The organism is Aestuariivivens insulae (genome assembly GCF_022662195.1).
Lineage (GTDB): Bacteria > Bacteroidota > Bacteroidia > Flavobacteriales > Flavobacteriaceae > Aestuariivivens > Aestuariivivens insulae.
In genome coordinates, this window is sequence record NZ_JAKMCS010000005.1 from 81,932 (window position 1) to 101,201 (window position 19,270).

Annotated in this window: 14 protein-coding genes; 10 read left to right on the forward strand and 4 right to left on the reverse strand. The window is 38.1% G+C overall.

Annotated features, from left to right (window positions below; translation table 11 throughout):
• Positions 1–147 precede the first annotated feature (147 nt).
• Both MR062_RS07755 and MR062_RS07760 read right to left on the reverse strand, forming a co-directional pair.
• Positions 148–444 carry a putative quinol monooxygenase gene (locus MR062_RS07755; RefSeq protein WP_242203574.1) on the reverse strand — a complete coding sequence of 99 codons (297 nt, stop codon included), beginning with the start codon at positions 442–444 and terminating at the stop codon, positions 148–150.
• Positions 441–1,331 carry an SAM hydrolase/SAM-dependent halogenase family protein gene (locus tag MR062_RS07760; protein WP_242203575.1) on the reverse strand — a complete coding sequence of 297 codons (891 nt, stop codon included), beginning with the start codon at positions 1,329–1,331 and terminating at the stop codon, positions 441–443. The genes MR062_RS07755 and MR062_RS07760 overlap by 4 nt, the downstream gene beginning before the upstream one ends.
• 156 nt (positions 1,332–1,487) lie before the next feature.
• On the opposite strand from MR062_RS07760, the gene MR062_RS07765 reads away from it, so the two are divergent.
• Positions 1,488–2,444, forward strand: coding sequence for a PhoH family protein (locus MR062_RS07765; RefSeq protein ID WP_242203576.1), 957 nt, complete (start codon positions 1,488–1,490; stop codon positions 2,442–2,444).
• A 193-nt stretch (positions 2,445–2,637) separates the two neighbouring features.
• Entirely contained in the window at positions 2,638–3,585 is a 948-nt protein-coding gene (locus MR062_RS07770) for a phosphoribosylaminoimidazolesuccinocarboxamide synthase (protein ID WP_242203577.1), read from the forward strand.
• Between the two features lie 125 nt (positions 3,586–3,710).
• Here MR062_RS07770 and MR062_RS07775 read toward each other — a convergent pair whose 3' ends face one another.
• A complete protein-coding gene (locus MR062_RS07775; protein WP_242203578.1) occupies positions 3,711–4,220 on the reverse strand; it encodes a YybH family protein in 510 nt (169 codons plus the stop codon).
• 95 nt (positions 4,221–4,315) lie between these two features.
• Complete coding sequence (locus tag MR062_RS07780) at positions 4,316–4,639, reverse strand: EthD family reductase (protein ID WP_242203579.1); 324 nt, start codon at positions 4,637–4,639, stop codon at positions 4,316–4,318.
• A gap of 509 nt (positions 4,640–5,148) precedes the next feature.
• Here MR062_RS07780 and MR062_RS07785 point away from each other — a divergent pair.
• The 8 genes from MR062_RS07785 (at position 5,149) to MR062_RS07820 (ending at position 19,245) form a co-directional block, all read left to right on the forward strand.
• Complete coding sequence (locus MR062_RS07785) at positions 5,149–5,703, forward strand: RNA polymerase sigma factor (protein ID WP_242203580.1); 555 nt, start codon at positions 5,149–5,151, stop codon at positions 5,701–5,703.
• Between the two features lie 66 nt (positions 5,704–5,769).
• On the forward strand, positions 5,770–6,945 hold the full coding sequence (locus MR062_RS07790; RefSeq protein ID WP_242203581.1) for a FecR family protein: 1,176 nt from the start codon (positions 5,770–5,772) through the stop codon (positions 6,943–6,945).
• Positions 6,946–7,178: 233 nt separating this feature from the next.
• Positions 7,179–10,625: a SusC/RagA family TonB-linked outer membrane protein gene (locus MR062_RS07795; protein ID WP_242203582.1), complete on the forward strand. Its 3,447-nt coding sequence runs from the start codon at positions 7,179–7,181 to the stop codon at positions 10,623–10,625.
• A gap of 11 nt (positions 10,626–10,636) precedes the next feature.
• On the forward strand, positions 10,637–12,430 hold the full coding sequence (locus MR062_RS07800) for a RagB/SusD family nutrient uptake outer membrane protein (protein ID WP_242203583.1): 1,794 nt from the start codon (positions 10,637–10,639) through the stop codon (positions 12,428–12,430).
• Positions 12,431–12,759: 329 nt separating this feature from the next.
• A complete protein-coding gene (locus MR062_RS07805) occupies positions 12,760–14,166 on the forward strand; it encodes a sulfatase-like hydrolase/transferase (protein ID WP_242203584.1) in 1,407 nt (468 codons plus the stop codon).
• A 9-nt stretch (positions 14,167–14,175) separates the two neighbouring features.
• Positions 14,176–16,257: a sulfatase-like hydrolase/transferase gene (locus MR062_RS07810; RefSeq protein ID WP_242203585.1), complete on the forward strand. Its 2,082-nt coding sequence runs from the start codon at positions 14,176–14,178 to the stop codon at positions 16,255–16,257.
• Between the two features lie 23 nt (positions 16,258–16,280).
• Complete coding sequence (locus MR062_RS07815; protein WP_242203586.1) at positions 16,281–17,714, forward strand: sulfatase; 1,434 nt, start codon at positions 16,281–16,283, stop codon at positions 17,712–17,714.
• A gap of 25 nt (positions 17,715–17,739) precedes the next feature.
• Positions 17,740–19,245 (forward strand): sulfatase family protein, encoded by a 1,506-nt coding sequence (locus tag MR062_RS07820; protein ID WP_242203587.1) that lies wholly within the window; start codon positions 17,740–17,742, stop codon positions 19,243–19,245.
• Positions 19,246–19,270 lie beyond the last annotated feature (25 nt).

The following is a 19,270-nucleotide window of genomic DNA, read 5'->3' on the forward strand; positions in this document are numbered from 1 at the left end:
CCCTTTGACTGCATACTTCAGCTCAGCTTAGTGTACCATCCAGGGTAAGTTTATAATTTTTGTTTCTCTATTCTCTGTACTTTGTACTTTGTACTTTGTACTCGGAAATCAACTCACGAATATAAAACTTTTTTACAGTTCATTGTATTAATTAAGAGATTCCAGCTTATCAACGCTCCAAGCCTCGGGTTTTATATTAAAAAGCGGCTTGGTTTTGGACCATACATTTTTAAATAATTCCGATTGACGGTATCGCTCTAATGCGGCTTCACTGTCCCAATAACTATAGGTGAAAAATATATTTGGGTTGTTTAGGTCTCGGTATAATTCTAAAAAATGACAACCTTCAAAAGTTCTAATTTTTAGCTTGCTGGTTTCAAACTGATTTAAAAAGGCATCAATACATTCTTGTTTAAAGCCCATTTTAACTATTCGTACAATCATACATCTTCGTTTAATTCAGTTTTTAACGGACGTTCAGGAATAACTTCAATACTTTTCTTGATAAAATTAACACTAACGGTATCCATTAATTTAAGCCCCATTAAGGTTGAAGCGCTACCCACGGTATTGGAGTTGCTCTTGTAAACGGCAATCTCTAAAAAATTACCAGAATTGAAGACCACCAAGCCCCTGCCTTCATCGTGGCGCTTGTCTTCTGGAATATCAAAATTTACAATATCGCTGTACTTATTAAATATTTTTTTGAATTTGTAGTTACGAGCCGAAATTTCAAATTCACGACCTTTTTGCACACCTTCAAAAAAGGAGCGTTTAATATTGGTAATTACATTGCCGTAGTTGTCTATATAAATAACACTGCCTATAATTTGGGTTTTATCGTCATTTACATAAGGGACTACGTTCTTTATAGGTTTTATTTCTTGAATAGGTTTGCCAATAACCTCCAATGTACCGCCTCTGGCAATATGGCAAGCCACTTTAACAAACACATCAAGCACCGGGAAACTGGTTTGTATTTTATCGTGTATATTTATTTCAACAATCTTTTCGGGGGCAATTTCAGAACAGATCATGCTCATAATACCATTGTTGGCACAGATAAAAAAATGATCGTCCAACATCAAGGCAATATGCTTGTTTTCTGGGTTTATTTCAGAATCAATACCAATAATATGTATGGTGCCCTTAGGGAAGCTGCCATAAGCATTCTGGATAATATAAGCCGCCTCAGGAATATTAAATGGCGATACCGAATGCGAGATATCAACAATTCTAACATTGGGGAGTTCACTGTAAATGGCGCCCTTTGTCGCGCCAGCAAAGTGATCTTTTTCACCAAAATCAGTGGTTAATGTTATTATCGCCATGGGCAAAATTGTTGATATTTTTTTAGCATTAGGTCACTCAAATTTATGTATTTTTGAGTTTTATTACCCCTGTATGCAAAACTAATAAATCATTTTGTCTGAGTAAGTATGTTTTTTATTGATGTCAGATGAAGTTATAAACAAAATTTACGCCTTTTGAACGAAATTGTTATTGAACTTGAAGAGATTACTCCAAAAGAGTTTTTTGGAGCCCATAATGCCAATATCGAACTGTTAAAAAAGTACTTTCCAAAACTTAAAATTGTAGCGCGCGGAAACAAAGTTAAAGCCTTTGGTGATGAAGAATTGCTAGAGGAGTTCGATCGTCGCATTACCATGTTGTTGAAGCATTTTGCAAAGTATAATAAACTGGATGAAAATGTTATTGAGCGCGTGCTTACCAGTCAAAGTAGTGACGATTACAATACCTCACAGCAGAGTGGGGAAGTTATTGTACATGGCGTGGGGGGCAGGATGATAAAAGCGCAAACGGCCAACCAACGAAAATTGGTGGAGAGCATGCGTAAAAACGATATGGTATTTGCCATAGGGCCAGCCGGAACAGGTAAAACGTATACAGGTGTAGCCTTAGCCGTTCAGGCGTTAAAAAATAAAGCGGTAAAACGTATTATCTTAACCAGGCCTGCTGTGGAAGCCGGTGAAAACCTAGGGTTTCTTCCAGGGGACCTAAAGGAAAAACTAGATCCCTATATGCAACCACTTTACGATGCCTTGCGCGATATGATTGCTCCCGAAAAGCTGGCACATTATATAGAAAATGGCACCATACAAATCGCGCCATTGGCCTTTATGCGCGGGCGTACACTGGACAATGCCTTTGTGATTTTAGATGAAGGCCAAAACACTACCCATGCACAAATGAAAATGTTTTTAACGCGTATGGGGAAAAATGCCAAGTTCCTGTTAACGGGCGATCCTGGGCAAATTGATTTGCCACGACGAACCATTTCAGGATTAAAGGAAGCATTATTGATCTTAAAGAATGTGGAAGGCGTTGGGATGATATTTTTAGACGATAAGGATGTAATTCGCCATAAACTGGTTAAAAAAGTTATTGAGGCCTATAATAGTATAGAAAATAGGGAATCATAAATTTTTGGAGCTACTTCCAGCTTTCCGCTGTATCTTTTTTTAGTGACGGCGATCACTTCGATAACCTCAGTGCTCGCTTAGGTCACCAAAAAAAGGATGCCGCTTCAATCTGGGCTAAAAGGGCAGATATAATAAGTGTACTGCTATTAAAGAGATATAAGCAAATCAAGGTATATAAAAGAACAAACTATAAATGGGTAATACAATAATAGATACCAATTTTAATTTTCCGGGACAACAAAGTGTTTACAAAGGGAAAGTACGTGAAGTATATAATATTAACGACGAGCAATTGGTGATGATTGCTACAGATAGACTGTCGGCATTCGATGTGGTCATGCCAAAGGGTATACCTTACAAAGGCCAAATCCTTAACCAGATAGCTACTAAAATGATGGCGGCCACCGAAGACTTGGTCCCTAATTGGTTAACCGCAACACCCGATCCTAATGTAGCGGTAGGGCAGTTGTGCGAACCGTTTAAGGTAGAAATGGTGATACGTGGGTATATGTCCGGCCATGCAGCCCGTGAGTATAAAGCGGGCAAAAGGTTGTTATGTGGTGTGCCAATGCCAGAGGGTATGAAGGAAAACGATGCCTTTCCAGAGCCAATTATAACACCAGCGACCAAAGCCGAAATGGGAGATCATGACGAGGATATTTCGAGAGAGGATATTTTAAAAAGAGGTATTGTAAGCGAGGCCGATTATTTAGTGTTGGAGGATTATACCAGAAAACTGTTTAAACGCGGTAGCGAAATAGCCGCATCAAGAGGGTTGATTTTGGTAGATACCAAATACGAATTTGGAAAGACCAAAGATGGCAAGATCGTGTTGATAGACGAAATACACACACCAGACTCTTCACGCTATTTTTATGCCGATGGCTATGAGGAACGTCAAGCCAAAAACGAGCCACAAAAACAATTAAGCAAAGAATTTGTACGCCAATGGTTAATTAGCAACGGATTTCAAGGTTTGGAAGGGCAAACAGTGCCTTTTATGAGCGATGACTATATAGCATCTGTTAGCGAACGCTATATCGAACTTTACGAAAATATTACAGGTGAGACCTTTGTTAAGGCCAATGTGTCCAACATTCAGGAGCGTATAGAAGCCAATGTGTTGGCTTATTTGAAATAAGAATTTGTCACTTCGAGTGTACCGACGTTTACTGTCGGTATGTATCGAGAAGCTTCCATTACTAAAGGTTATCTATACGTCCCGTCTTTGGTGGACACTCGAAGTGACATTCTTGCTACATGACACTATTCTGCATGGGCACTAGGTGCCAAATTAGAATTGAAAATATCCCTAAATAAATGCCATTTACCATCTACTTTTTTCCAAAGGACAATATATTTACATTCGTCTACCTTATCTTCTCCAGCATATAGTTCTACTAGACCTTCTTCTGTAATAAGATCTTCTGTGCCCCAAACATCAATGGTCGTTAGGTCAACAGAAATCCCCGAATTTATAAATCCAGCAACAGCAGATTGAATATTGTCCCTTCCCACTACAGCAGGAGCACCATGCATCATAACTTTACCATCAGGAGTGTATAAATTGGCAACTCCTATGGAGTCCTTAGCGTTAAAACGCTCTGCAAACATGTTGTTGGCGGCTACAATTTCGGCTTTGGCAGCAGCAAGATCGAATGTAGGTTCAGGAGTAGTTTCCTTAGCGTCTTCGGTTTGGTTTTTACAACTAGCGATTAAAGAAATGCATAAAATCAATAGGGCCGCAAATGTAAAAAGACTAATTGGTTTTTTCATTGTTTAGTGTTTTAGTGATGCCTACTCTGGTCGGTTTTCGGCTTCTCCGTTTATCGTTTCATAGTAACAGTTTCCAAGTTTAGTACAGGTAATGATTAAACTAGTACTTCACTAATTTGTATAACAGGTTCTATGTTGGTGTAATTGGGAATGTCTGCCATTATTTTATCGGCATGGGCTCCAAACGAATTCTGGAAGCTATCAATAGATTCAAAATAAATATTTCCCATAGCTATATAAGGGGCGGTGGTATCTGGAGCACCACCAGAGACACCTTGTTCAATAGTAGCGCCAATTAGGGCATCGCCCAAAAGGCCTCCAACCATAGGAACATGTTTGTTACAATAGTAATCCATGTTAAATGTTTTGCCTGTTTCATTGGGGTATAAGACACTTACTTTAATAGTTCCTTTTTTCATTCGTTTAAATTTTAGTAATTACATAATAATTAATTTAATTGTAAAGCCTGCCTGCTTACTGTAGGTAGGCAGGTTTAGAACGAATGCAACCACTCGTTACACTCGTTCTCACATTAAACCTGCCTGCTGGTAGGCAGGAATTTTAAATATGATCTTTTGTAAAGCTATTTTTAAAATTTATTAATGTTCGTTTCATGTTTAAGTGTTTTAATTAAATGCCTACTCTAGTTGGTTTTCGGCTGCGCCACTTTTTTAACATAATATGGGTTAAGAAGTATAGTATAAAAGAAGTGGGAACTCGTGAAGTGTTTACCGAGCTAAACATTAACTTGGTATTTTGTTATTGAAAGATACTAAATTTAATCGATAATCTGGTCGTTCTAAGTAGATTTCAAGATGTGCAAGAATAGTTGCTATTGAATTTATTTGCAAAAATTTCATTTTTGGCAAATTAAGTTATATTAGCACAATTTTAATTCGTAACATACACACTGTTTTTGTAAAATCACATGCAATCTAGGGATTTAATCTTATTAGAAAGACTGAAAAAAGGAGAGGCTTCAGCATTTAAGCAGTTGTTCGATCTTTATTATATGCCTTTAAGTGTGTATGCGTTAAAGTATTGCGGTTCTTTTCAATTGGCCGAAGATATTGTCCAGGAATTATTTGTGAAGTTATGGGAAGAAAAACTTTTTATGAAGTTTGAGGGAACTATTGGGCCTTATCTTTTTAAGGCGGTAAAGAACAATACATTTCAAGCTATAAAAAAGCAGTCTAAATATCAATTTGAAGATATAGATCACCAAGTAAACCTCCTTTTTGAAGATCAAGAAATCGATAAGGACGGTTTGGAAGAAGAGAAGAGAAAGTTATACAAGGCTATTGACGACCTTCCAGATAAATGTAAAGAAGTTTTTAAGGCCATTGTTTTGCAAAACATGAAATATAAAGAGGCTGCAAAACACTTAGGGGTATCTTTAAATACAGTAAAAACCCACTATTCCAGAGCTTTAAAACAACTTCGTAATTCCCTAGATATTATAGTGTTAATGCTTTTGATGTAAAATAATTATATTTTTTTTCACCCATTTTTGGTCTTATGCTATATATAGTATATAAGCATGACTAAAATGGATCATATCAGCGAAGATATATTACAGTTAATTTCAGCATATACTACGGGAGAAATTAACAAAGGCCAATTCAGCGACTTAAAACAATGGTTAGAAGAGGCGCCAGAACACAAAAAGATATTTCTCAAATATTTACATGTCCATAAGACATCCCAACGCATAGGCTTTATTGATAGTTTAGATGAAGACCAGGCTTGGAGCAAAATAGAAAAGCAATTAGAAAGCTTTAACCTAGAGGCGCAAAAACCTAATAAAATAAAAAGACTAAAAATAATTCCTAGACTGTTAAAATATGCTGCAGTAGCTGTGGTTTTAATAAGTGTAGGATACTGGTATGTGTCCAATCGTTCCAATATAAATATTCCAGACGAGAATATAACGCTTCAATTGGAGGATGGTAGCATAGAAATCATTAAGCTAAATAATACATCCAATATTGTTGATATAAAAGGAAATGTTATTGGAGTCCAAAATGGGAACCAGTTGGCATATAGTGATGCAACTGAAAGCGAAACCTTAAAATACAATACCTTAACCGTGCCTTATGGCAAACGGTTTGAAGTGATGCTTTCCGATGGCACCAAGGTCAATTTAAATGCAGGTACCTCGTTAAAATACCCTGTTAAATTTATAAAAGGTAAGGATAGGCAGGTCTTTTTGGACGGAGAGGCCTATTTTACGGTGGCCAAGGATAAGGCACATCCATTTATAGTTAATGCTAACAATGTAAATGTAAGGGTGTTGGGGACCCAGTTTAATATGTCGTCTTACCCAGAAGACAATGCTATTAGTACAGTGTTGGTAGAGGGATCGGTAAGTGTTTACGATAAGGCGCAAGACTATAATCCCAATACGGCAACCCTATTGGAGCCTGGCTATAAAGCTGATTGGCATAAAACGGAGCATAATATTACAATTGAAAAGGCAGATGTTGAGGTACATACCGCTTGGGTTAAAGGTAAGATTATATTAAAGCATATCCCTTTTGATAATATTGTAAAGAAACTGGAACGACATTATAACGTAGTCATAAACAATCAAAATACATCCTTAGGCAAAGATTTTATAACAGCTACTTTCGATATAGAGACTATCGATCAAGTGTTCAAATACATTAATGAACTTCACCCCATAGAATATACCATTCAAAATAACCTAATAACAATTAAGTAATTATAAACTAATCATTAAAAAATAGAAATCGCCTATGAAACAATAACACCAAACAAACTAAATTAAAAAAACAATCACATATACTTCAAAAAAAAACGGAAGATGGTTGCAACATCCTCCGTTAGAAAGTGTGATTAAAATTAATTAACCACTTAATACATTACAAAAATATGAAAATTCGACTTAGGATAAGGAAGTCTAGGGCTTCTTTTCCATTAAAACTAGATTTAAAAATGAGACTAACCATCCTTTTTTTATTAGTTTCTTTGTTTCAACTTCAAGCTAACGAATCATACGCCCAACGAACAAAAATTAGCTTAACACTGGAGAATGTAACTTTAGAGCAGGTATTGGATAAAATTGAATCGCTTACCGAATTCAAATTTATCTATAAGGACAAAGACGTTGATTACCAAAAACTAACATCCATAACTGCTAAAAAGGAGCAAGTTTCAACAATATTGAATAAACTTTTTGAAGGGTCTAAGATAGAATACAAGGTTATTGATAGACAAATTATTTTAAAGTTAAAGAAAGAACCTATAAAACAAAATACAAGGCTCGATAATCTTAAAGCTGATGATGTAAATCCATTACCTCAAGGGATTGAGATAGCAGGAACGGTTGTTGATGCAAACGGCCAGCCCTTACCGGGGGCTAATGTTCTGGAAAAGGGAACTACCAATGGAGTACAATCCGATTTTGATGGTAAATTCTCCCTAACTGTTAGCAATGAAAATGCTATACTGGTCATATCGTATGTAGGTTTTTTAACCAAAGAGATTTTGGTGGGAAACCAGACAAGCATAGCCGTGTCATTGGTTGAAAATGCTGCGGCTTTGGATGAGGTTGTTGTTGTAGGTTATGGTTTGCAGAAAAAAGCGAATTTAACAGGAGCGGTATCATCAGTTAATTTTGATGAAGTCATTGCCGATAGACCACAAACCATTTCCTCGAGGGCACTGCAAGGGGTAATTCCTGGTTTGGATATTGATTTTAATCAAGGAAGACCAGGTACAGGTACATCTATAAGTATTAGAGGGATTGCAGGTATTGATGGTTCGACAGGATCACCTTTGATATTAATGGATAATGTACCTGTTGATATAGGCGATGTGAACCCTAACGATATTGAATCTATTTCTGTACTAAAAGATGCGGCCTCATCCGCAATTTACGGTGGTAGAGCTGCTTTTGGTGTAATATTAATTACAACCAAAAAGGGTAAACGAAATACTAAGCCAAAGTTTAATTATACTACAACCATGACAATGAGTAAGCCCACTGAGGTTGCCAAGGCAACAACAACGGGGCAATTTGTTAGGGCATTGACGGATTTTGGAACGACTTCTTTTTGGACTGGACAGGATATTCCTACCTGGCTAGGGTTTGTGGAACAATATGAGCAGGATCCTAGTGCTTTTCCCTTAGGCTATGCTGAGGATAACGGTTTGAGATATCCTTTGGCTGTTAATGATGTTTTAGGCGAATTTATAGACAATACGGGGTTTACCCAAATACACAATCTAAGCTTTAGCGGTGGAACCGAAAATTCTAATTACAGGGTATCCATGGGCTATAGCGATGAGGATGGTATTATGGTGACGAACCGAGATAGTTTTACACGCTATAATCTTAATGGATATATTGAGTCTGATGTTTCTGACAAGCTTACATTAAGTTTGAATACATTATACCGAGCTAGTAGTAGGTTGGACCCAATAGGCAATTACACCCAGGCAATTTCTTTTTATTCCTTTACGCCTCTTGGTAATTTTATAACCGATACGGGAGAGGAAATTCCGTATGATTCTCCGGCTAATATTGTAAGGCTTAGAACGCCTATAGAGAGAGAGGAAAAAACGACACGTCTTACAGGTAAATTGGTTTACAAACCATTCACGGACTTTACTTTAACAGGCGAGTATACTTATGAAAATGATCTGTTGGATATTCGCAATACAAATAACCAACCACAAACAATTTCTTCTCAGCGGTTTACACCTAATGGTGTTGGAACTACAAGTTATTCTAGGTCACATAGAAGCTTTAATAGAAAAGCCCTGAATATCTATGCATCGTATGCTAAGAGTTTTGGGAATCATAATTTTAAATTATTAGCAGGGTTTAACAATGAAGAGTTCTCTAGAGAAAGTTTTTCAGCTTCTGGGCAAGACCTCATTGATCCTAACTTACCATTTCTGGATGGTACAACATCAAATTTTGCCGTTGGCGATAGTTTTGGGGAATGGGCCACGCAGGGTGTTTTTGGTCGTCTAAACTATAACTATGCCGATAAATACTTGTTTGAGGCCAATGCCAGATACGATGGTTCCTCACGTTTCCCCAGAAATGATAGATTTGGAGTTTTTCCTTCGTTCTCTGCTGGATGGAATATCTCTAAAGAATCCTTTTTTGAACCTTTAAAGACGGTGATATCTAATTTAAAGTTTAGAGGCTCTTGGGGAGATATTGGTAATCAGGATACGGGTGATAATGATAGTGATTTTTATCCTTTTTTACCAGGCTTGCCAGCTGTTAACGCAGGGTGGATAGACCCTAATACAGGGTTGCGTTACACAACATTGCAGAGACCGGGATTGGTTAGTCCAAGTTTTACATGGGAACGCGCCAGAACACTAAACATTGGTATGGACGCAGGCTTCTTTAATAATAGGCTATCCCTTACCTTCGAATGGTTTAAGCGCGACGTGATAGATCAGTTAGACGAGGCTCTTCCCTTACCAGTAGTGTTAGGTACGGCAGCGCCCTTACAAAATGTATCCGATACCCAAAATCTTGGATGGGAAGTTAGTGTTGGGTGGAAAGATACTATTGGGGAACATTTCTCATATTATGTAAACACCAATGTTTCAGATGTTTATAAGTCTCGTGTAACAGGTGTATTGAATGATCCAAGATTGATTGGTACACCATATGTTGGACGCAATTTTGGAGAAATTTGGGGACTGGTTTCTGATGGCTTTTTTACCGTAGACGATTTTGAAAGTGGAACCCTGGATGCTAATCTGGAAAATGGTGTTCTTAAAGATGGCCTTTCGTATTTCCCAGGTGTTAACCCAAATCCGGGCGATGCTAAATATCTAGATCTTGATGGAGACGGAGAAATAAGAAATGGATCAAAAGATCTTGACGATCCGCAAGACAGAACAATTATAGGAAATAGTAGAAGACGTTACCGTTTTGGAGCTTCCGGAGGTGCAAGCTATAAAGGCTTTGATTTTTCTTTTAGATTGGTAGGTGTAGGGAAAAGGGATATGAATATTAGTAATAACGTATTTTGGCCCTACAGGAATCAGTTCCAGAACATATTTCAAAATCAGTTGGATTACTGGACACCAGATAATACAGATGCTTTTTATCCAAGAATATATGTTGAGGGACAAGGTAATTATCCAAGAAGTAGGAATACGCAGTCCCGCTATTTGTCCAATGGGGCCTATTTAACCGTGCAAAATATCACGTTTGGATATTCGTTCCCGAGTACTATTTTAGAAAGGACATTCATTGATAAACTAAGGTTGTATTTTACAGCAGAGAACCCTATAATGATCGATCACCTCCCCGATGGACTGCACCCTGAATTCCAAAATCTAGGGGGTGGAGGTATCTACCCGTTTAGAAGGCAATATGGATTAGGACTAAATATGACATTTTAAAAAAAATAATTATGAGAAAAATATTAATATTAATATGTTCTGTATTTTTTGCGCTTAATGCATGTACAGACGATATTGAGCGTTTGCCGGTAGATCAGTTTGTTATAGAAAACACCTTTACTTCGAGTCGCAATTTTGAGATCTATGCCTGGCAGTTGTACGGGATGTTTCCAGGATATAATTTAGGCGTCATAAACGATGACTTTAATGGCGATCTTATGTGTAATAATAATAATGGAAATGCAGGAAGTGACTGGCTAAAAGGTCGTGTTATTGTTCCTGCGGAAGCAGAGGAATATTCCAGTCCTTATAGTTGGATCAGAACAGCCAACATTATGCTTGATAATATAGATGGAGCCGATGTATTAACGGATACAGAGAAAGGCCATTGGAAGAGTATAGGGTATTTTTTTAGAGCCTACCAGTATTTTGAGCTATTGAAAAAATATGGCGGTGTTATTTGGGTGGAAAATGCAGTGTCCGACAGTGATACGGAAGTACTGTTTGGTGCACGTGCCAGCCGCGATGTGGTAGCTTCAAATATATTGAGTAACCTTCTATATGCCGAGCAGAATATAATTCCCGAAGGTACGGCGCCTAACTCAATTACGAGAGATGTAGTTCTTGCATTGATATCTAGATTTGGATTATTTGAAGGCACCTGGCGTAAATATCATAATTTGGGGGATGCTGAGACCTATTTACGGGCCAGTGCCAATGCTTCACAGGAACTTGTGAGTAATCATACCTTGCATCCTAAGTACGATGAAGTTTTTAATAGTGTCGACCTAGCTGGGGTTACTGGGATATTTCTACATAAACAATATGAGCTTAATGTGCTAACACATATACTTACGTCACGACATAGGAACTCAGCAGGTAACTGGGATCTTACCAAAAAGGCTGCCGATATGTATTTATTTACAGACGGCACTCCGGTAAAAGCAAATTCTAATTGGAGCACTTTGGAAAAAGATCCGTATACTGAGTATAGAAATCGCGACCGTAGAATGTATATAACAACAGTGCCGCCTTATCAAATACAAAATCCCCCAGGCATTTCAGGAAACACAACCGAATGGGAATATACCAGTGATCCTGCTCATAGAGAATATATGGATATTATGGCTGCCATATCGGCTTCGGAAATACACCAGTTACCAGATGTGAATTGGAGAGGGTTAACAGTAAGGAAATCTCCACATTTTCGAAAAAATAATCGCGGTCATGGATATAATGTAAGTCATACCGGATATAAGTTGTTTAAATATTTTAATAAACATGCTTTTATTCAGAATCGAGATTTTACAGATGCGCCTATTTTTAGATTGGGTGAAGCTATGGTTAATTATGCAGAGGCTAAATATGAATTAGGTGAGTTCGATCAAGCCGTTGCCGATGCAACCATAAACCTACTCAGAAGTCGAGGAAATGTGGCGCCATTGGATATTGCGAATATCGTAGAAGATCCCGATAAGGATCCGGCTATAACACCGGTGCTTTGGGAGATAAGGAGAGAACGCGCCATAGAGTTGATGGCCGAAGGTTACCGATTTGATGATTTAAGAAGATGGAAAAAAATGGGAGATTATGCCACCAGTGAGCGACAAGTTGGAAGATGGATTGTAGCCACTGATGAGAACAATAAAGTTCCAATTGTTGGAGGTGTTTCTGAAGGGTATGTGCAGCCCGATGCCTGGAATACAGACCCGACACCTTGGCCAGATCATTGGTATTTGTGGCCTATTCCTTCTAATGAAATCAGTCTTAATGATCAATTGGAGCAAAACCCTGGTTGGGAATAGTTTTTTTAATGAAATAATCAAAAACATCCAAGAGCATTAGCTCTTGGATGTTTTAAGTCTTCTATCATTACATTTAATCGATTAGAGGTTAGTTTGATTGTTTTTTGGATGCCTTGGTTTTTCAATAGTATATTTTCAGCTTGACGAATATATCCCCTAAAATGACGGATATGCCCCCTAAATCTAATCTTAAATATAGCCTTTAAAGAAACTTTTCATGTTATCTTGCAATTTCTAATTTTACTGGGTAGCGTAGGGAGTTTTTTAGGGGAAAATTCAATAATTAACATTTTGGTTAGTATAAGCATATATAAAAAGAGAAATACGTTATGAATTTTAATTTTATACTGTTGGTGCTTTCACTATTGGCTTTTAGTTGTAACTCGGCACAGTCTAATAAAAAAAACTTCCAAAAGCCAAATGTTATTGTGGTGGTAATAGACGATGCTGGATATGCCGATTTTGGTTTTATGGGCTGCAAGGATTTGGAAACCCCCAATATAGATAAACTGGCTAAGCAAGGTGTCGTTTTTACCGATGCCCATGTAACGTCTACGGTTTGTGCGCCTTCCAGGGCTGGGTTAATTACAGGAAGATATCAGCAGCGCTTTGGTTTTGAAGCTAACGGTACGGGGTCAAAGGAGTCGGGAGAAATTGGCTTGGCTGATAGTGTAGTGACCATGGCCGATGTTTTTCAGCAAAATGATTATAAGACTATTGCCTTAGGAAAATGGCATTTAGGCTATAACGAAGATGATCATCCTAATAAACGTGGTTTCAATGAATTTTACGGCTTTTTAGCGGGAAGTCGATCGTATTTTCCGTTAGAAAAGGTGAATGATCATAATATGCTTCAGCAAAATGGAAAGCAAGTAAAATTTGAAGGCTATTTAACCGATGTTTTGGGTGATAGGGCAGCAGGTTTTGTGAAAGAGAATGAAGCACAGCCTTTTTTTATGTATTTGGCCTTTAATGCAGTGCATACACCCATGCATGCCAAAGCAGAACATTTAAAAAAGTACGAAGGGCACCCGCGTCAGAAATTAGCGGCCATGACCTGGTCTTTGGACGAGAATATTGGAAAGTTAATGAATACATTAGAATCTGCAGGCCAGCTGGATAATACCCTTATATTTTTCTTAAGTGATAACGGTGGGGCAACAAACAATCAATCTACTAATGGCTTGTTAAAAGGATTTAAAGGTAATATGTTTGAAGGAGGCCATAGAGTACCGTTTATAGTACATTGGCCAAAGGAATTGAAAGGGAACCAAACTTATACAGGTTTAAGTGCCTCTCTGGATATATTTAAAACAGCTATAGCAGCTTCAAACATAAAAGAAGATGAAAATTGGGGTTTGGATGGCGCAAACCTGTTACCTTATTTAAAAGGAGAAAAACAGGCAGAGCCACACGGCAAACTGTTTTGGAGAAAATTGGATAACGCCGCAGTTAGGATAGGGCATAAAAAACTGGTTCGATTAGAGAACTATGGAAGAGTGATGTACGATCTGCAAGAGGATATAGGGGAGTCTACAGATTTGTCAAAAACAGATATTCAAGAGCATCAAGAATTAATGCATGCGTTGGAAAAATGGGAAAAGGATATGGTCGATCCGTTGTGGGATGAAGGTGAGTATTGGGGGACAATAAATTTTGCAATCCATAAAAATTTAATGGAGAATAAGTATCAAGATGCCAAAGGGATGAAAGCCTATTCAAACAGTAATAAATAAATATTTAACATGAAGTATAAAAACATAGTGTTCCTTATTTTTTCGTTGGTAACAAGTTTGGGTTTAAATGCGCAATCGGGAAATAAGGATTATACAGATGCCCCACTACCCAATACAGGGCCTAATATTATTTTTATTTATGTAGATGATTTGGGTTATGGCGATCTCGGGAATTTTTGGCAAAACCAAAAGGAGGGAGATCGAAAAATGGTGACGCCCCATTTGGATGCGTTGGCCAATGAAGGCGCTATATTAACGCACCATTACACATCGGCTCCCGTTTGTGCTCCAGCAAGGGCTTCATTGTTGGAAGGATTGCATCAAGGACATTCCAGTGTTAGGGACAACCAGTTTGATAAGCCTATTAAAGCGGGCTTAACTATGGCGGAAATGCTTCAGAAATCGGGGTACCGTACCTTGCATGTTGGTAAAGCAGGATTGGCAGGTAAACGAGGAGAAACGGAACCGGATCCCAAGACATTGCCTGCACATCCACTAAAACGAGGGTTCGATCAGTTTTATGGGTATTTGTACCATATACAGGGACATCAGCATTATCCTCAAAACGGAACGACAAATCAAAGGGCTTATTTTACCAATGGGTATACTAATGTTTTAACGGGTACCGATTTAACATATACTACCGATGTTTATACAGCAAAATCCAAGCAGTGGATAACCTTGCACGAAAACACGCGTCCGGAACAACCATTCTTTTTGTATTTGGCTTACGATTCACCCCATGCCGCCTTACAGGTGCCAACCCAAGCCTACCCAAAAGGAGGTGGTTTGCATGGCGGATTGCAATGGACCAGCGAATCTTCTCAAACCCCTTGGGTGAATACGGCTTCGGGAACGAGGGATACCTTCATTCACCCCGATTATGACAACAAAGATTGGAATGAAACTGCAAAGCGACATGCCACTATGATTAGAAGAATTGATAATGCAGTGGCAGACCTAATTCAGCTTTTAAAAGATTTAAACATAGATGATAATACATTAATCGTATTTTCAACAGATAATGGCCCGCACCATGAAGCAGGGAGCGGCGGACGTTATAAGCAAGACCCCCAATTTTTCCAATCGTATGCCAATATGAATGGCACAAAGCGCGATATGTGGGAGGCAGGTATACGAGTGCCTACCATTTGTAGATATCCTGGAGTAATCCCAGAGCAATCTGAAGTGACTTTCCCTTCCGGGCAATGGGATTGGTTGGCTACTTTTGCGGATGTGGCCCATGTGGCCATTCCACAATATACCGATGGGGTTTCCTTAATGCCTTCATTAACAAAGAATAACAAGCATCAAATAGATAAAGGCTATACCTATCATGAATATGGTGTTGGAGGAACCACACAGGCTTATGAGGATTTTGAAACTTCAAAAAGAAACAGGCATAGAGGACAAATGCAAGTGATAAGAATGGGAGACTACAAGGGCGTTAGGTATGATGTTAAAGATCATGGTACTACACTATTTGAAATTTATAATGTAGTTACCGATGAAAGAGAGCATTTTAATTTAGCAGATGCCATGCCCGAATTGCAACGGAACATGAAGGAAAAGGTGCTTCAGGTTCGAAAAAGTAACCCTACCGCGGCAAGACCCTATGATTCAGAGTTGATTCCTGGTAAAACCTTAGTGTCGCCTATTAAAGGTTTAAAGAAAAGTATATTTTCGGGAAAACACCAGTGGGTGCCCAATTTTGAATACCTATCCCCACAATCAACAGCTATTGTTTCTGGGATAGATACAAGTACTAAATTGTCATCAGAATTCGGATTGTTTTATACAGGCTATATTAAAATACCAGAAGATGGACTGTATACCTTTTATTTAGAATCGGGTTCTAAGAGCCATATCATGCTCCACGATATTCATTTGTTGGATAATGATTATATCCATACTACAGAAGAACTATCAGCACAGGTATATTTAAAATCTGGGTTTCATCCCATTCGTATTTCATACCAACAAAACACCATGGGAGAGCCTTCAATTTCATTAAAATTAGAAGGCCCTAATAGGGATAAAGCACTAATACCAAGTAATATGTTCTTTGTGGAAAAAACAAAGACTGAATAAATAATGTTGTAATGATAAAAATTATGGCAAATATATTTAATGGATATGGGAGCAGAATAATAATAGTTTTATATGCTCTAATGGGGATTTTGTCTTGTTCAAAATATGAAGAGCAAAAGCCTAATATTATATTCATAAATGTTGATGATCTGGGTTGGAAAGATGTAGGGTATATGGGCAGTAATTATTATGAAACCCCAAATATAGATAGGCTTTCAGCAGAAGGCATGGTCTTTACACAAGGCTACGCTGGGGCATCAAATTGTGCGCCAAGTAGGGCTTGTTTAATGAGCGGTCAAAATACACCAAGGCATGGCGTTTATACAGTATCACCTTCGGCAAGGGGGAAATCCCAAACCAGAAAGCTTATTCCAACGCCAAATACCGATACACTTGCAGATAGTATAGTAACCATGGCCGAAATGCTAAAAATGGCGGGCTATACCACTGGAACCTTTGGTAAGTGGCATCTTAGTGACAATCCGTTAAACGATGGTTTTGATGTTAATGTAGGGGGAAACCATAGGGGGAACCCAGGTAGAAATGGTTATGAGGCCCCGTATAATAAGCTACCGAATTTAGAATTGGCTCCCGAAGGAGAAAATTTAACGGATAGATTAACAACAGAAGCGATAAAGTTTATAGAAGCTAATAAAGCAAATCCTTTCTTTTTATACTTACCCTATTATGCAGTTCATTCGCCTTTAATGGGTAAAAAGGAACTCATTAAAAAATATAAGAAAAAAGGAGGGAACAACGGGCAGGATAATCCTGTTTTTGCCGCTATGGTAGAAAATGTAGATGCTAATATAGGAAGGCTGCTTAAGGTTTTAGATGATTTAAATTTAAGCGAAAATACATTATTGGTATTTACTTCTGATAATGGTGGTATAAGAGCAACTTCAAATCAAGCTCCGCTTAGGGCAGGCAAGGGATCGTATTATGAAGGCGGAACTAGAGTGCCATATATAGTGCGCTGGCCTGCGATAATAAAAGGAGGCACAAAAAATGAAACCCCTATTGTTAATATGGACTTTTTCCCAACATTTATGGAAATGGCCCAGGTTAGCTTGCCTGAAAAAGTGTTGGATGGAGCGAGTATTTTGCCTCTGTTAAAAGGAGCGTCAATAAAGGAAAGACCGTTGTTTTGGCACTTTCCAATATATTTGCAAGCCTATGACCCCAATGAAGATGATGGAAGGGATCCATTGTTTAGAACAAGGCCAGGATCTACAATAGTATTCAATAATTGGAAATTGCACCACTATTTTGAAGACGATGCCATCGAGCTCTACAATTTAGAAACCGACTTAGGGGAAAGACATAATTTAGCAGAGTCTAACCCACAAAAGGCTAAGGAATTATTTGAGATGTTGAATAATTGGAGAAGGAAAATAAAAGCGCCAATACCCAAAGAACTTAATCCAGATTATGACCCAAATTTTAAAAAGAATTAATAAACACTCTATAACAAGCACTAATATGAAGAAAGCAATGATTTTGACGATAAGTATATTGAGCTTATGGTCTTGCCAACAAAAAGAAGAGAAACAAGAACAACCAAACATCATCGTTATTTATGCAGACGATTTAGGGTATGGTGATGTGAGTAGTTACGGTTCTACGGAACTAATTACACCTAATATTGATCGAATTGCTAACGAAGGCATCCGTTTTACAAATGGTTATGCGACATCACCCACATGTACCCCTAGCCGTTTTGCGTTGCTTTCGGGCATTTATCCATTCAGAAAAAACAAAGCCCATGTTTTACCGGGGAATGCTCCATTGTTATTCGATTTAGGAAAACAAACCTTACCTTCCATGTTGCATGATGCAGGGTATTTTACAGGAGTAGTAGGCAAGTGGCATTTAGGACTTGGAGGAGCCAATATGGACTGGAACAAAGATGTGTCTCCAGGGCCAAACGAAATTGGATTCGACTATTCTTATATCATGGCATCAACCAACGATAGAGTGCCTTCGGTATATGTTCAAAATCATAAAGTCGTGGGGTTAGATCCTGCTAACGATCCTATTCAGGTAAGTTACAGAGAAAATTTTGAAGGCGAACCTACAGGTAAAGAACATCCCGAAATGCTTAAAATGCACCCAAGCCACGGCCACGATATGAGCATTCACAATGGCATTTCAAGAATTGGTTATATGAAAGGCGGTAAATCGGCTTTATTTATAGATGAAAATATGAACGATGATTTTCTAAAAGAATCCATAAAATTTGTAAATGACCATAAAAGTGAGCCTTTCTTTTTGTTTTATGCCTTACATCAACCACATGTCCCAAGAGTACCTCACCCACGTTTTGCAGGTAAATCTGGCTTAGGGCCCAGAGGCGATGTAATTTTGGAAGCCGATTGGTCTGTTGGACAGTTGTTCGACGAATTGGATAAACTGGATTTAGCAGATAATACCATTGTTATTTTTTCAAGTGATAATGGTCCTGTATTGGATGATGGTTATCACGACGATGCGGTTACTAAAATAGGAAAACATACGCCAAGAGGAGGACTAAGAGGCGGGAAATACAGTTTGTTCGATGCAGGAACCCGAGTACCATTTATGGTAAGATGGCCTAAGAAAGTAAAGCCAGCAGTGTCTGATGCTTTAGTATGCCAAATAGATTTTACAGCATCCTTAGCGGCATTGGTGGGGCAAACAAATACAACTCCAGACAGTGAAAATATTTTGGATGCCCTAACAGGAAAATCAGATGTGGGTAGAGAAAGCCTTATACTGGGACAAAGCAATATCACGGCGTATAGAAAAGGGGATTTTGTGCTTATACCACCCCATAAAGGATCTAAAATGACCAATAAATGGGTTAATATAGAGACTGGAAGGGATACGCTTGTTCAATTATATAACTTGAAGAAAGACAAGGGACAGCAACATAATTTAGCTGAAGCACACCCAGAAATGGTTGAAAGCTTAATGCAGGAAATAAAGCAAATACAATCAAAGAAATAGTTTAATATAAATGCTAAACAATTGT